15 protein-coding genes and 1 riboswitch are annotated in these 14,024 nt (G+C 38.7%); of the genes, 11 read left to right on the top strand and 4 right to left on the bottom strand.

All coding sequences use genetic code 11. The annotated features are described in order from the left end of the window. Positions 1 to 38 precede the first annotated feature (38 nt). Positions 39 to 536, bottom strand: coding sequence for a GNAT family N-acetyltransferase (locus tag ABD734_RS02335; RefSeq protein WP_344701007.1), 498 nt, complete (start codon positions 534 to 536; stop codon positions 39 to 41). Positions 537 to 777: 241 nt separating this feature from the next. On the opposite strand from ABD734_RS02335, the gene ABD734_RS02330 reads away from it, so the two are divergent. The 5 genes from ABD734_RS02330 (at position 778) to ABD734_RS02310 (ending at position 3,774) form a co-directional block, all read left to right on the top strand. Then, a complete protein-coding gene (locus ABD734_RS02330) occupies positions 778 to 1,275 on the top strand; it encodes an RrF2 family transcriptional regulator (RefSeq protein ID WP_425568275.1) in 498 nt (165 codons plus the stop codon). Positions 1,276 to 1,309: 34 nt separating this feature from the next. After that, the gene (locus ABD734_RS02325) at positions 1,310 to 1,543 is read left to right on the top strand and encodes a DUF896 domain-containing protein (RefSeq protein WP_344701006.1); all 234 of its coding nucleotides are present in this window, start codon (positions 1,310 to 1,312) and stop codon (positions 1,541 to 1,543) included. Between the two features lie 30 nt (positions 1,544 to 1,573). Beyond that, complete coding sequence (locus tag ABD734_RS02320) at positions 1,574 to 2,566, top strand: LLM class flavin-dependent oxidoreductase (RefSeq protein ID WP_344701005.1); 993 nt, start codon at positions 1,574 to 1,576, stop codon at positions 2,564 to 2,566. Positions 2,567 to 2,768: 202 nt separating this feature from the next. After that, positions 2,769 to 3,191 (top strand): hypothetical protein, encoded by a 423-nt coding sequence (locus tag ABD734_RS02315; protein ID WP_344701004.1) that lies wholly within the window; start codon positions 2,769 to 2,771, stop codon positions 3,189 to 3,191. 139 nt (positions 3,192 to 3,330) lie between these two features. Beyond that, a complete protein-coding gene (locus tag ABD734_RS02310) occupies positions 3,331 to 3,774 on the top strand; it encodes a SprT-like domain-containing protein (protein ID WP_344701003.1) in 444 nt (147 codons plus the stop codon). A gap of 127 nt (positions 3,775 to 3,901) precedes the next feature. Here the strand turns inward: ABD734_RS02310 and ABD734_RS02305 are convergent, their stop codons facing one another. Genes ABD734_RS02305 through gabT form a run of 3 tightly spaced genes read right to left on the bottom strand, consistent with a single transcriptional unit; the run spans position 3,902 to position 8,078 of the window. Then, positions 3,902 to 5,317: an APC family permease gene (locus ABD734_RS02305; RefSeq protein ID WP_344701002.1), complete on the bottom strand. Its 1,416-nt coding sequence runs from the start codon at positions 5,315 to 5,317 to the stop codon at positions 3,902 to 3,904. 34 nt (positions 5,318 to 5,351) lie between these two features. Beyond that, positions 5,352 to 6,752: an NAD-dependent succinate-semialdehyde dehydrogenase gene (locus ABD734_RS02300; RefSeq protein ID WP_344701001.1), complete on the bottom strand. Its 1,401-nt coding sequence runs from the start codon at positions 6,750 to 6,752 to the stop codon at positions 5,352 to 5,354. Continuing rightward, the gene (gene gabT, locus ABD734_RS02295) at positions 6,753 to 8,078 is read right to left on the bottom strand and encodes a 4-aminobutyrate--2-oxoglutarate transaminase (protein ID WP_344701000.1); all 1,326 of its coding nucleotides are present in this window, start codon (positions 8,076 to 8,078) and stop codon (positions 6,753 to 6,755) included. A 117-nt stretch (positions 8,079 to 8,195) separates the two neighbouring features. Between gabT and gabR the strand changes: the two genes are divergently transcribed. The 6 genes from gabR to ABD734_RS02265 all read left to right on the top strand — a co-directional run bounded on the left by gabR (position 8,196) and on the right by ABD734_RS02265 (position 14,024). After that, positions 8,196 to 9,617, top strand: a complete 1,422-nt coding sequence (gene gabR, locus ABD734_RS02290) for a MocR-like transcriptional regulator GabR (protein ID WP_344700999.1) — start codon at positions 8,196 to 8,198, stop codon at positions 9,615 to 9,617. Positions 9,618 to 10,099: 482 nt separating this feature from the next. Continuing rightward, positions 10,100 to 10,816, top strand: coding sequence for a prepilin peptidase (locus ABD734_RS02285; RefSeq protein WP_344700998.1), 717 nt, complete (start codon positions 10,100 to 10,102; stop codon positions 10,814 to 10,816). 2 nt (positions 10,817 to 10,818) lie between these two features. Next, positions 10,819 to 11,496: a RadC family protein gene (gene radC, locus ABD734_RS02280; RefSeq protein WP_344700997.1), complete on the top strand. Its 678-nt coding sequence runs from the start codon at positions 10,819 to 10,821 to the stop codon at positions 11,494 to 11,496. An 18-nt stretch (positions 11,497 to 11,514) separates the two neighbouring features. After that, complete coding sequence (locus ABD734_RS02275; protein WP_344700996.1) at positions 11,515 to 11,877, top strand: hypothetical protein; 363 nt, start codon at positions 11,515 to 11,517, stop codon at positions 11,875 to 11,877. Between the two features lie 315 nt (positions 11,878 to 12,192). Then, positions 12,193 to 12,295: riboswitch (SAM riboswitch) on the top strand. A gap of 63 nt (positions 12,296 to 12,358) precedes the next feature. Then, positions 12,359 to 13,381 (top strand): methionine ABC transporter ATP-binding protein, encoded by a 1,023-nt coding sequence (locus ABD734_RS02270; protein WP_344700995.1) that lies wholly within the window; start codon positions 12,359 to 12,361, stop codon positions 13,379 to 13,381. After that, positions 13,365 to 14,024 (top strand): methionine ABC transporter permease, encoded by a 660-nt coding sequence (locus ABD734_RS02265; protein ID WP_344700994.1) that lies wholly within the window; start codon positions 13,365 to 13,367, stop codon positions 14,022 to 14,024. Before ABD734_RS02270 ends, ABD734_RS02265 begins: the two co-directional genes overlap by 17 nt.

Raw genomic sequence — 14,024 nt, 5'->3', positions numbered from 1 at the left:
TTAGAAGAAGCTTCATTAAAGAAGGGTCCTTTTGATAATCATTTCAAATGTTTGTAGTAGACATTAACATCTTTGTATTCTCCGAATGGGTCTTGTGAGTATGAAGGAATCGAACCGATGGGAGCATACCCTTCATCTTGATAGAGAATATTTGCTGGACCATCTTTCTCGGTATCAAGCATGACTAGCCATCTATTTTTACTAAAGGCTGCTTCTTCTGCATGTTTCAGCAATGCTTTTGCTACACCTTTTCTGCGGGCAGCCGGATGCGTCATCAACTTGGCGATTTCCGCCCGATGCTGTCCATTCTCTTTATCGCTGAGGTGCAGTTGGACTGTACCTGCAATAGACCCATCCATCACGGCGACATAGAGGCAGACATTTTCAGACAGGACACCATCCCAATAACGTAAAGCTGTTTCATCACTCATCGGATGCAAATAGTTCATAGAGGCACCTTGGGCTACAACTTCCTGGAAAAGCTGGGACAATTCATCTCGGTCATTTTGAATATCACTTATTTCCTTAATCTGCATTATATTCATCTCCTTTTATAAACTTCTATTATAAAGTGTCAAAGAGGAGGAAGATAGGATATCTGACGATTGAACATAATTCAACTTGTATTCCGATGAATACGATTAATTATACTTTGAAGCGTACTGCTGTTTTTTTATTCCGAGTCGTCATGATTGCACAATATTGCTTCCGTCTGTTAAAGTATTCTTTAAATCGGACAACAATTATCCGATATAAAGAGAAGGACGTGATGCCGCTGTGAAAATGAAGACAGGTGTGGAACAATCTGTTTACGCTGTTATTCTCCTTAATCTGCTGCCTAAAGGTGCTGTGCTGCACAGTGAAGAAATCAGCAGACATATCGGGGCTTCGCCGAGCTACTTCCAAAAGCTGTTGAGAAGGATGGTAAAGGCGGACTTGATTGTATCAGTCCATGGTACTAAAGGTGGCTTCAGGCTAAAACGATCCCCGGAAGATATACGGATATATGACATCTATACTGCTATAGAAGGCCGACAGTCGCTCTATTCATCGAGTGGCATAATGGATAATATGATGGACTCAATCGAGACATCAGAGCAGTGCATATTGAGGGAGACGATGAGTGAGGCGGAGGCATCCTGGAAAAATGTGTTGAAGCGCGAGAATATTGCCGACCTGACTGAAAAGCTCCGTGTCGGGAATTACAACGAACGTTTCAAAGTACTTGAAAAAGAACTGCAGAAAAGTTGCAGTGTGCAATATGAGCATATATAAAAAAGTAAAACTAATATGAAAGAAGATGTTAAATATGATAGTGGGACTCGACCGCATCAATGAACTGGCACAGAAAAAGAAACAAATAGGATTGACGGCAACCGAACAGCAGGAACAAAAGGAACTGCGCGAAAATTATCTACGCCAATTCCGCGGACAGGTGCTCGATAATCTTTCAGGGCTTACGGTCATTGATCCTGTGGGAAATGACGTTACGCCGGAAAAACTGAAAAGGGAACAAGAACTCAATCGGTTATTCGATTACTAGGTCACCATATAAAGAGAGAAGGGTTTTTCAATGAAATTAAGTGTATTGGATCAGGCACCTGTAACTAAAGGCAACAACGAGAAGGATGCCCTCCATAAAGCAGAGGAACTGGCAGTATTGGCCGATTCCCTCGGATACCATCGCATGTGGATGGCAGAACACCATGGGCTTGGCACAGTAGTCAGTTCAGCCCCTGAGATCACCGCAGCCAGACTCGCGGCCAAGACTGAAAACATCAGGATAGGGACAGGCGGCATTATGATGATGCACTACTCACCACTGAAACTGGCTGAAGTATTCAAGACACTCAGTGCATTTTCCCCTGGCAGGATTGATTTTGGCGTAGGCCGGGCACCAGGTGGGGACGGCAGCGCCATGTATGCATTGTCACAGGGCAGACGTCCTGAACTTGATAACCTTTATGAAAAGTTTGAAATAGCGCTTCAGTTGATCAACGATGAAACACCTGAAGGCAGACTTTATGGCTCAACACCAGCATTTCCTCAAAACGTTACCCTCCCTGAGGCATGGATGCTTGGTTCGAGTGGGAACAGTGCAGTAGAGACTGCTAAAATGGGTGCTGGGTATTCATTTGCCCAATTCTTCAATGGGGCATTGAGCCGTGAAATATTGGATGCATATAAGCAGAACTTTAAGCCGACCGATTTCATGGAGCAGCCAGAAATCAATGTATGCTATATGGTGACGACTGCAGAAACACGTGAAGAAGCGGAATTTCAAGCATTACCTCAAGATATTGCAGGACTCATGTTGTCACAAGGCAGGATAATGCCACCCCTTACACCCGAGGAAGCACAGGACTATCCGTTGACGGAAATGGATAAAATGAAGATAGAGCAACGCAGGCCACTCCATATCGTCGGTTCGGCAAAAGAAGTTGCAGCCCAGCTGAGAGAAGAACAAGAAAGATATGGATTCGATGAAGTGATGATCGTCAGTATTCCACACTCCCAGGAAGCCAGATTGAACGTCTATCGTCTCTTGGCAAAAGAATTACTGTAGAATGAAAAGGTCAGGATATTTGATATCCTGACCCTTTATCGTTAGATGTATTATTTTAATATCACATTATCTATTGGAATCAGAATATTCTTATTTTTTGAATTTAAGGTTTAATAGTGTATAATATATATAATAACAAGAAATAGACTTGTCCCTTGCTGTAATCGAAAACACAATATTAGTTTCGTTGGGAGATTATTTTATGAAAAAAATTGAGGTGTATACGAAAAAAGAACTAACTAGTGCAAAAGATGAAGGATATGAAGAAATTATAGTGCGTGGAAAGTTAGCTAAGAAATTAAAAAAAGGTAGCAAGATAACGAAGTTGAGTAAAGTAAAGCTTGGTATTTTAATTGCGGCCTTAGGTGTTTCAATCTTACCTATACCAGGTGGGTCCGCTGGCATTGCTGGTGTTACTCGTCTTGCCCTTCTTAACACTGCTAAGACTGCTACCACTGCCACCACTGCCAACACTGCAACTATGTTTACAGGCTTGGAGATTGCAGCGATGATTACAGCATCAACTATAGGAATTTCTACAATTATCGCCTTATTTAAAGATTATGAAGAAATATCGTTTGACAAAGACAAATTGATACTACGAAAAAAACAAAAAGAGATATAAAAATCTAATTATAAGTATTAAATCAATGACGTGGTCAGGATATAAAACATCCTGACCTTTTGTCATTTCCAATCAAGATTGAAGGAAGGCTTGTACGTATGACCCAAGAAGAACTTAAATATTATGCACATGAATTTTAATGGATAAATTCAACATAGAACTCAATATTCCCATCCGAATCTCAAAGCGCATGATATCGAAATTCGGAGCGTTCCGCATCAAATACATACAGGGCAATCGCCAGAAAATCGATATGGAAATAATCATGTCGCATAACTTCATTGCCCACAATACTGAACAGATTATTTTGGATGTCCTTTATCACGAGTATGTGCATTATGCGTTATTTATTAAAGGCGAGCCATATAAAGACTCCGATCCAGAATTTGTAGACACACTGAACCGTTTAGGCGTATCTCAGACACGTACGCATCAATTCAAAGGGCGACGTCATCTATATGAATGCAGAAAATGCAAGTATCAATTCAGCAAAAATATGAAGGGGTATGAGAAGCGGTATGTGTGCCGGAAGTGTCGGGGAAGGTTTAGTTACTTAGGTTTAGAAAGATATAAAAATCATTAATATTCAAGAGCATGTTAGAGTAGAATATTAAAGCTTAAGTTACTGTCATGACTAAATCATTTTCAGAAATTAAAAAGTCCCCAATACCTGAGGTGCAGATTTGGGGACACGGAATGAAGCATAATTATTAATTTTTACTTAACTGGCTATTTGGGTCACGACTTAAGAAGCTTCTTTCATAATCAGCATTCACATCTTTTTCACTGCCAAATATATAAAAGATAAACCCAATCAGATACCAGCCTCCGACAATCAACCACTCCATTGGCCAAACAAGAGCAGAAGGGGAGAAAGGCATGTAGAAGCCAATAAATAGGATGCTGAGTATTATAGCCATAATCCCTGTTGTTTTCCAATATTTAATCTTGAAAGGTCTTTCTAGGGAAGGCTCAGCTCTTCTAAGCTTCAGGAATGAGAATGCTACAATTAAATACCCTAGAACTATTCCTATACCTCCAGCATTTACGAACCAGTTTAGAGCGGAGTGCCCAAGTAGAGGAGCGACTACTCCTAAAACACCCAGAAATATAATTGCGTGGGTAGGTGTATTGTATTTCGGGTGGATATAAGCGAACCACTCAGGTATCATTTTTCGGATTGCCATGGCATAGAGTATACGGCTCCCCCCTATGATAAAAGCATTCCAACTTGTAACTATTCCAGCCACCCCTGCTATTACTATAATATTTGCCATTGCTTGACTGCCGAAAAGTGCACCCATGGAATCAGCTGTAGCTAAACTTGAAAGCTCTAACTGTCCGACCGAGAGCCCCATTGAAACCCCAAACGCCACCAACACGTAGAATATTATTGAAACAATAATAGATCCAATTAAAATTCTTCCTATTAATTTAGGAGGTGACTTCACTTCTGCTGCAATTTGAGGTATTACATCAAAGCCGACGAATAGGAAAGGAATCATAATCAAGACGGTCATAACGCCACCCACGCCTTCTCCAAACAGCGGTTGAAGGTTTGAACTATCTCCTAACGTGATTCCCCCAAATACTAATACCAATCCCACAGAGACCACGCCTGCTGTGAGCACGTTCTGCACTAATTTGGCAGGTTTTACACCGAAATAGTTAAGCGAGGTTAGTAGAATGGAGCCTACCGAACCGATTAATACCCATGTAAAGAAGATATCAAATCCACCTAAGTTCCAGAGGTACCCTACATGACTGACAGGGATAACATAGTCAATTACAGTGGGAAGTGCAACAGCTTCAAAAGTAATCACAGATACATATCCAAACAGCACACTCCACGCTGCTAGATAACCTAAACTTTTTTGTTTGAAGGCTCTTAGCACAAATACCATGCCACCTCCTGTTTCAGGAATCGCGGCAGCTAACTCTGCATAAGTTAAACCAATGAAAGTAACTAGTATACCCCCGATAATAAAAGCTAAAGCGGTTCCAAGAAATCCTGCACTACTGACCCAGTCGCCAGAGAGCACGACCCATCCCCATCCAAGCATCGCGCCAGTAGCCATAAATAATACATCTACCATTGAAAAAGATTTAATAAATTTTTTGTCCATTTAATACCCCTTTTAACGAAATAATAACATTTACTTATTTCAAGTTACCGATGGAAAGGTACTTGGTTTCAAGATAAGGTTCAATTCCTTCGATTCCACCTTCTCTGCCCAAACCGCTTTCTTTCATACCACCGAATGGGGCGTGAGCTGCAGAAGGCGCTCCATCATTCCAGCCTATAATCCCAAATTCAAGGTTACCATGAATATAGTTTCCAATTCTATAATCATTGGTGAAGAAGTATGCTGCAAGACCGAATGGTGTACTGTTAGCTATTTCTAATGCCTCATCTATACTAGAAAAAGTCGTGATGGGGATAACGGGACCAAATGTTTCTTCCTGCATAATATCGGCATTCTTTGCAACATTTTTTAGAATAGTAGGATGAACAAAATAATAACCATCTTGGTCATCTGAAATCGTTTTGTTCCCAGATAAGATTTCTGCCCCTTTATTTACAGCATCTTCGATTTGAGAAAGAATCTTATCAAATCCTTTTTTATTGATGACAGGTCCTACTTGAATATTTTCATCGAGTCCATTACCAACGTTGAGCTTTTCGACTTCTAATTTCAACTTACTTGAAAACTCTTCAACTATACTTTCGTCGACGAGTACTCTATTGACACAAATACACGTTTGCCCTGCATTTCGAAATTTTGAAGCAATGGTCTGTTCTACTGCAAGGTCAATGTCTGCATCTTTAGCAATAATCATCGGAGCATGTCCGCCAAGCTCCATCGAAACGTGCTTAACAGAATCTGCACTGTCTTTTATAAGTTGTTTACCTACTGGAGTAGAACCAGTAAATGTAATTTTCCTGATTAGATCACTTTGAGTAAAGGTATTGCCAATTTCTTTGCCGGGCCCATTCACGCATTGAATGACATTTTCAGGAATTCCAGCTTCATGCGCATATTCAATAAGCTTAAGCGTAGTCAATGGAGTCTCTTCAGCAGGTTTCACTATAAAAGTACACCCAGCTGCAAGGGCAGGAGCCGCCTTCCGGGTCATCATAGCTGCAGGAAAATTCCAAGGAGTAATAGCAGCTACCATACCCACAGCTTCCTTAGATACTATGATTTTTTTTGAATCTGAATTTGCAGGAATGGTACGCCCGTAAACGCGTTTCGCTTCTTCTGCATACCAATCGATATAACTCGTTGCATAATCCACTTCGCCTTTGGATTCGTTTATTGGTTTTCCACTTTCTAGCGTCATCAATTTGGCGAGTTCCTGTTTATTATCCTGAATAATTGTAGACCAATTTTTCATTAATTCTGATCTTCTGTGAGCATCTGTATTCTTCCAAGTCTTAAATGCAGAATGGCCTGAAGAAATTGCCTTTTCTATATTTGTTCTCGAGTCTACATCTACTTCTTGTATTATTTCTCCAGTAGCTGGATTCTTTATTATGATTTTTTTAGTATCAATCATTTATTCGCTCTCCTTAACTGAATTAAAAGCGTCTTCAAGTATATTTAGTCCTTTTTCAATTTCCTCGTCACTTGCTACTAGAGGCGCGAGGAAGCGGATGACATTGCCGTTAATACCTGCCGACAGGAGGAGCAGGCCATTATCATTTGCGTATTTTGTTATGGCTGCAGTTTTATTTTTATCAGGAGATTTCAACTCACGGTCTTGGACGATTTCTACAGCAACCATGGCACCAAGTCTCCGAATATCTCCAACAAAATCATGTTCTTTTCTCAAGTGAGTCAATTTATTTTCAATAATTACTCCCTGTTTTTCAGCTTGACTAGAGAGCTGTTCTTCTTCCATGATTTCTATAACAGCCAAAGCAGCAGCACATGCCAGCGGGTTACCTGCAAATGTACCGCCTAATTCCCCAGGATTAGATGAATCCATAATTTCACTTTTACCAACTACACCGCTTAGCGGTAGCCCAGCTGCCAATGATTTAGAAACCGTCATAAGATCTGGTGTAACATCAAAATGTTCCATCGCAAACATTTTGCCTGTCCTACCAAATCCTGTTTGTATCTCATCAGCCACAAAAATAATATCATGTTCTTTACAGAAATCAGAAACCGCTTTCACAAATTTGATGGGAGGAATAATGAATCCGCCTTCTCCTTGAACGGGTTCCATGACAATGCAAGCGACTGTTTCAGGAGCAACTGTTTCAATAAAAAAAGATTTGAAGTCGTTGATTATTTGATTCACATAGTCTTCTTCTGAAAGATGATTTGGTTTTTTATACAAATAAGGAAATGGTGCTTGATATATCTCTGGAGAAAAAGGTCCAAATCCAAACTTATAAGGCTTAACCTTACTAGTCATGCCCATTGTTAGGTTTGTGCGACCATGATATCCACGTTTGAAAGACACTACGGCTTGTCTACCAGTATATTTTCTGGAGATTTTTATTGCATTTTCAATTGCTTCTGCACCAGAGTTAAATAAAATCGTCTTTTTATTGAAATCTCCCGGCGTAATTTCTGTTAATTTTTTCGCCAATTCTATATAGCCTTCGTACAACATAACGTTGAAACCAGGGTGGAGAAATTTGTCAGCTTGATCCTTCACAGCCTGTGTAACCTTTGGATTAGTGTGTCCAACATTAAGCACGCCTATTGCGCCTGCAAAATCTATCCACTTTTTACCTGATACATCAGTGACGGTAGCGCCTGAAGCATAATCAGCAACATTTAAATTGCCATTGCTAACTCCTTTAGGAACGTATTTTTCTCTTTTTTTCTGAATATCTAATGTTTTATCATCAGTAGTAACTTTAGTCATATTAAATAGCCTCCTAATATATGATGCTCAATCTTATCCCAATATGCACCATAGCTGATATAATGAAAAGTACCAATTTTCTAATTTATATGGTACCAAAAGGAGTGTGGAATAAACATGCTATTGAATATAGGTGAAAATGAGAAAAAATTTTATAAGTATCAGCAGATATATATCAATTTTAAAAATTTAATTTTGAATCGCAAAATGTTGCCGGGTGAGAAGCTTCCAACGAAAAGAAATCTTTCAAAAGAATTGAATGTCAGTGTGAATTCAGTAACCAATGCCTACGAACAACTTCTGGCAGAAGGATATATTCATGCGATTGAGAGAAGCGGCTATTATGTTGAGGATATTGCACAATATAATGATGATATGGAAGAGTCCGAGTTTCCAGAAGATCTAAAGGAAGAAGGTGCCCCTCGACGCTTTGAAATATCTCTCTCTCATATGGCTACTGATTTAGAATATTTTCCGCATGACAAATGGCTTAATGCTGAAAAACATGTCTTTAAAAATTATAAGGAAGAAATTTCACAAATAAGCCATCCCCAGGGACCATATGAAATCAGGGAGACAATTTCCAGACTTATCTCAGTAAATAGGGGGGTAAAATGCAAACCGGAACAAATCGTCATTGGTTCAGGTACTCAGTCACTCATCAAACAAATACTGACAATGGATAATACCACAAAAACAGTAGGAATGGAGAACCCGGGTTACCGAAGAATGTATGATTTATTCAAAGCTTTAAACTTGAAAGTTAACCCAATAGAGTTGGATGATTCCGGTATTAATATAAATAAAATAAAAGAATCAGATTCCAATATTCTATTCATCACGCCTTCACATCAATTCCCCACAGGAAAGATCATGTCTATATCCCGCAGAATTGAATTATTGAACTGGGCTTCTGAATCAAATGAAAGATACATTATAGAAGATGATTACGATAGTGAATTCAAATATGGGACAGATCATATACCTGCTCTTCAGAGTTTGGACAGACACGACAAAGTAATTTATGCCGGAACATTTTCAAAAACACTTTTTTCGGGACTGAGAATAAGTTATATAGTGCTCCCTCCTGACTTACTGAGAAAATATAGAGAAATGTACTCGAATTGGATTCAAGGCAGTAGTATATTCAATCTGTATACTCTAAACCATTTTATAAATAACGGCGACTATTCTAAATATGTAAAAAAGATGAATTTACATTACGAGAAGGTGAGGGAGAAACTAATTACAACATTAAAGGAAGAGTTCGGAAACAGTATAGTAATTCATGATATACCAGCCGGCTTACACTTTTACGCAGAATTTAAAACAGATAAGACTTATGAGGAGATAGAAAGACAGGCTACCTGTAAAAATATAGAACTTTATACTTTGAGAAGATTCAGTATTAAAGGGATTGAAGAAGGTCAGGATAAGAGAGCATTGATAATAGGGTTTGCGAAACTGAGATTAGGAACAGTAGAAGAGGCTGTTAAGAAATTAAAAAAGGTTGTATTTAAAGTGTCAAAATGGAAATAATCATCTCGCATAATTTCATTGGACAAAGTACTGAACGATCATTTGGGATGTCCTCTAACATGAGTATGTGTGCATTATGCACTATTTATTAAGAATAATCATATAAAAAATCCAATTCGGAATTTATAGAAACACTGAACCGTTTGGGCTCATCTCAGATTCGCACCCATCAATTCAAAGATGCCGTCATCTATATGAATACAAAAAATGCAGGTATCAATTCAGCAAGAATATGAAGGGGTATGAGAAGCGGTATGAGTGTCGGGGGAGGTTTAGTTATATGGGAGAAATAATGAACTAGAGGTTTTAAGAAAAAATTATAATGTGAAGAAACAAATGTAAAACTGACATAATAAATAAAAACTACATGATTATTAATCCAAAATCACCTTTTTAGTGACTTTCAAACCGTTATATATGATTATTGCATTTTTACTAAAAATGATTATGAAGCTAATATAGTGTCAGGAAGAGGTGATGCTATGTTTTTTATAATTATTCTTGGAGGTATCTGCGCATCATTTATATATGCTGTAACTGCATCCGATAACATTTCGATTTTATATCGTAGAAGTAGATGTGATTTATGTTTTCAGAGCTTAAAGCCTTATGAGCTAATTCCGGTAATGAGTTTTATTTTGCTTAAGGGAAAATGTTCCTATTGTAAAGGGAAAATCGATAACAGTTTTATAGTCTGTGAAATTTTAGTAATACTTCTTTATTTACTGCCCATTTATTTTAATCTTTCTCTCAAAGACCTCACATTATATTATTTGATGATTACAATTTTGTTGCCGCTTTCAATCTATGATAGAAAAAATTTAAAAATACCAAATCACATGAATCTTATATTTTTAGTTGCTGGACTATTTTTAACAGATCTTTATTATTTAGAACCATTTCAGGACATTTGTATAATTTTAATTTTGCATCTATTCTTTTATTTATTTTCAGAATCAATAGGATATGGCGATATAAAATTGTTTACAGTAATCACTTTGATTACCCCTGTCAACTTCTTTATTTATAGCTTACTTCTTACCTATTTGATTGGAGGGTTATTTGTAATAATACTGCATTTCTATAAAACAAAGTTACCCGTTAAGATCCCTCTGGTTCCATTTATTACTACGGCTATTATACTTTCATTTTTGTTATATGATGATTTGAATTCTATATATTTTGGAGGCTTCCTATAAGAATGTTAATTAAAGAGATGCACTTTTCGGATAAACCAAGAGAACGACTGATGATTTATGGACCTGACAAGCTTACCAACCAAGAATTGCTTGGGATAATCATCAATACCGGCCACAAAGAGGAGTCTAGTATTGGAATTGCAAACAAAATCATAAAGGATATGAAATCTGTTCGTGAACTGCGTGAACTTACCTATCAGGAGTTAATCAGCATTAAAGGTATTGGGGAAGCAAAAGCAATAACAATATTAGCAGTTATTGAACTAGCAATAAGAATGCATACACATTCATTAGAGGAAGATCTTTACATAAAAAGCCCAGATGATGTTAGTAAACTGCTTATGGAAAAAATGAGGTATTATCAACAAGAGCACTTTGTAGTTTTGTATTTATCAACCAAAAATATGATTATTCACCAAGAAACTATGTTTAAAGGGTCTTTGAACACTTCGATAGTACATCCTAGGGAGGTATATAAAGAAGCAATAAAGAGGAGCGCTGCCGCGATAATATGTGTACATAATCATCCTAGTGGTGACCCTTCGCCTTCGAGAGAAGATATCGAGGTTACAAAACGTTTGTATGAGTGTGGGGAAATGATCGGCGTCGACTTTTTAGACCATATAATCATTGGGTCTGGAAAATATATTAGCTTGAAAGAGATGAATGTCATTAAATAGGTAGAAGGGGATGGAAAAATGGGTTTGGATATGTATTTATATCTTGAAGATAATGAAACAAAAGAATTTATAGAATATAGTTATTATAGGAAATTTAACGCTCTTCAAGGCTATTTTGTAGATAATTTTTCCTTAGACAACTGTGGGAAAGTAAAAATTGAATTAAAAGTTGCTAGTAAGTTATATGTTTTACTAAATGAGATTAGATACAATCCCGAAAAAGCTGAGGTTTTGCTCCCTATTCATAAGGGGCCATTTTTCGGTTCATACGAATATGACAAGATTTATCATAACCACATTAATCAAGCTGCATCTGATTTTTATCACGCTAAATTTATAGATTATAATCGATTCACTCTTTACTACACATCAAATTGGTAATTTTAACTAAGGATCGAATAGTATGATGGGGAGTTAAGTTTTACATAATAAGGATGTTATTCAGATGATGCTACGCAATATTTCTTAAATAATGGTAGTTCCATAATCCTTTGATAGATTCTATATGTTATTTAGAATCTAGATATCATATTTGTGAGTAAAACAGGGTGATGACATCACCCTGTTTAGAAGTCTTCTTGGTTTGAGATTATCAATATCATGATTTCTATAAATTTTTAAATTATAATTCAAGTATTATTAATATATTGACAATTCTAATAATCTCGAGTAAAGTGATATTCACTCAATTAAATACATTTATCCAGAGAAGTGGAGGGATTGGGCCCTTTGAAGCTTCAGCAACAGGCTATTATGGTACTGTGCTAAATCCTACAAGCGGATGCTTGGCAGATAGATATCTTTAAGCCATTTGCATTTAGCAGATGGCTTTTTGTTTTTAATATAAAAAGGATGTGGTGGCGTGGCTATTGAAATTACCGATGTCTCTAAAGAATATTTCGTTAAAGGAAAAAGGATAGAAGCTCTGAAAAAGACGACGCTCTCCATTCGTGAGGGTGAGATCTTCGGTCTGATTGGCTTTAGTGGCGCAGGGAAAAGTACTCTGTTGCGCCTGATCAATTTGTTGGAACAGCCGACTACCGGCAACATCAATGTTAATGGTACGGATTTGGGCAAGTTGGCAGAGCGAGACTTGCGTGCAAAACGGCAGAAGATCGGGATGATCTTCCAGCAGTTCAATCTGATTGAAACTAAAACTGTATACCAGAACATAGAATTTGTGTTGAAGGCGAGCAGTTATGATAAGAAGAAAGTGCCGTCGCGCATTGAAGAGTTATTGTCGCTTGTGGGCTTGAGCGACAAGATGGACAGCTACCCCAAAAATTTGAGTGGGGGACAGAAGCAGCGTGTCGGCATTGCGCGGGCGCTGGCCAATGAGCCTGAAGTGCTTTTATGTGACGAAGCGACGAGCGCACTCGATCCTGATACGACAAAAACAATTTTGAAACTGCTTAAGAAGATCAATAAGGAGTTCGGGATCACCATTGTATTGATCACCCATGAGATGGAGGTCATAAAAGAGGTTGCTGACCGAGTAGGTGTGATGACGGCAGGGGAAATCGTGGAGATGGATGATGTCTACGCAGTCTTCAGCCACCCGGAGCATAAGGTGACGAAGGGGTTTGTTCAGGATATATACGATTTCACCATCCCGCCGCATATTGAACTGAATAGTGAATCTGAAGTGATCACCATCAAATTCTTGAATGAACATGCAGAAGCGAATTATGTCAATCAGCTCTACCGCCACTTTGATTGCGATATAAGCATCTTGAACGGGCGCATCGAATACATCCAGGATATGCCCCTTGGATTTCTGATGCTCCACATTAAAGGCAGACAGGAAGAAATCGCCAGACTGAAGCAATTCATCGACGACTCAAAAGGAATAGAGAGGGCTGAGATATATGGAAAGATTGATTGAAATTACACCGCTGTTATACCGGGCATTGCTCGAAACGACCCTGATGGTCTCGATATCCATATTCTTTGCGGTGCTGCTTGGACTCCCGCTCGGTATATTGCTGTATGTGACTGCGAATCCGTTGCTCTATAGGATAAAACCACTGAACCAGTTTTTAGGGGCGTTGACGAACGTGATCCGGTCGTTCCCTTTCATCATATTGATTGTAGCGATCATGCCGATTGCGACTTGGCTGACAAACAGCTCCCACGGGCCGGTATTTGCGAGCGTGGCCCTTTCCTTGGCGGCCATCCCGCTATTTGCCAGACTGGTGGAGACAAGCTTCAATGGAGTGGATAAAGGCGTGATTGAAGCAAGCATTGCCGGAGGCGCATCACTCTGGCTGATCATTACGGATGTGTTGGTCCCGGAAGCGAAGCGGGGCATCACCCAGGCGATTACGCTGACGATCATCACCATTGTCGCCTTCAGTGCCACAGCAGGGGTCGTCGGCGGGGGTGGAATCGGAGATCTTGCGATACGATACGGATATTACCGCTATGACACCGTGACGATGATTGCGACTGTCGTCATTCTGATTATAATTGTCCAACTCATCCAGATAATCGGGGACTATTTGAGCCAAAGAGAGGAGAGGAACTGA

This window comes from Salinicoccus jeotgali (assembly GCF_039538805.1).
In the GTDB taxonomy this organism is placed as follows: domain Bacteria; phylum Bacillota; class Bacilli; order Staphylococcales; family Salinicoccaceae; genus Salinicoccus; species Salinicoccus jeotgali.
The sequence above is the reverse complement of the archived record's forward strand: the minus strand, read 5'-3'. Positions and strand labels throughout refer to the sequence as shown.

Excerpts from the sequence above, each read along its gene's own strand:
- ABD734_RS02335 (WP_344701007.1), bottom strand. The coding sequence starts at position 536 with ATGCAGATTAAGGAAATAAGTGATATTCAAAATGACCGAGATGAATTG.
- ABD734_RS02325 (WP_344701006.1), top strand. The coding sequence starts at position 1,310 with ATGATAGTGGGACTCGACCGCATCAATGAACTGGCACAGAAAAAGAAA.
- ABD734_RS02320 (WP_344701005.1), top strand. The coding sequence starts at position 1,574 with ATGAAATTAAGTGTATTGGATCAGGCACCTGTAACTAAAGGCAACAAC.
- ABD734_RS02315 (WP_344701004.1), top strand. The coding sequence starts at position 2,769 with ATGAAAAAAATTGAGGTGTATACGAAAAAAGAACTAACTAGTGCAAAA.
- ABD734_RS02310 (WP_344701003.1), top strand. The coding sequence starts at position 3,331 with ATGGATAAATTCAACATAGAACTCAATATTCCCATCCGAATCTCAAAG.
- ABD734_RS02305 (WP_344701002.1), bottom strand. The coding sequence starts at position 5,317 with ATGGACAAAAAATTTATTAAATCTTTTTCAATGGTAGATGTATTATTT.
- ABD734_RS02300 (WP_344701001.1), bottom strand. The coding sequence starts at position 6,752 with ATGATTGATACTAAAAAAATCATAATAAAGAATCCAGCTACTGGAGAA.
- gabT (WP_344701000.1), bottom strand. The coding sequence starts at position 8,078 with ATGACTAAAGTTACTACTGATGATAAAACATTAGATATTCAGAAAAAA.
- gabR (WP_344700999.1), top strand. The coding sequence starts at position 8,196 with ATGCTATTGAATATAGGTGAAAATGAGAAAAAATTTTATAAGTATCAG.
- ABD734_RS02285 (WP_344700998.1), top strand. The coding sequence starts at position 10,100 with ATGTTTTTTATAATTATTCTTGGAGGTATCTGCGCATCATTTATATAT.
- radC (WP_344700997.1), top strand. The coding sequence starts at position 10,819 with ATGTTAATTAAAGAGATGCACTTTTCGGATAAACCAAGAGAACGACTG.
- ABD734_RS02275 (WP_344700996.1), top strand. The coding sequence starts at position 11,515 with ATGGGTTTGGATATGTATTTATATCTTGAAGATAATGAAACAAAAGAA.
- ABD734_RS02265 (WP_344700994.1), top strand. The coding sequence starts at position 13,365 with ATGGAAAGATTGATTGAAATTACACCGCTGTTATACCGGGCATTGCTC.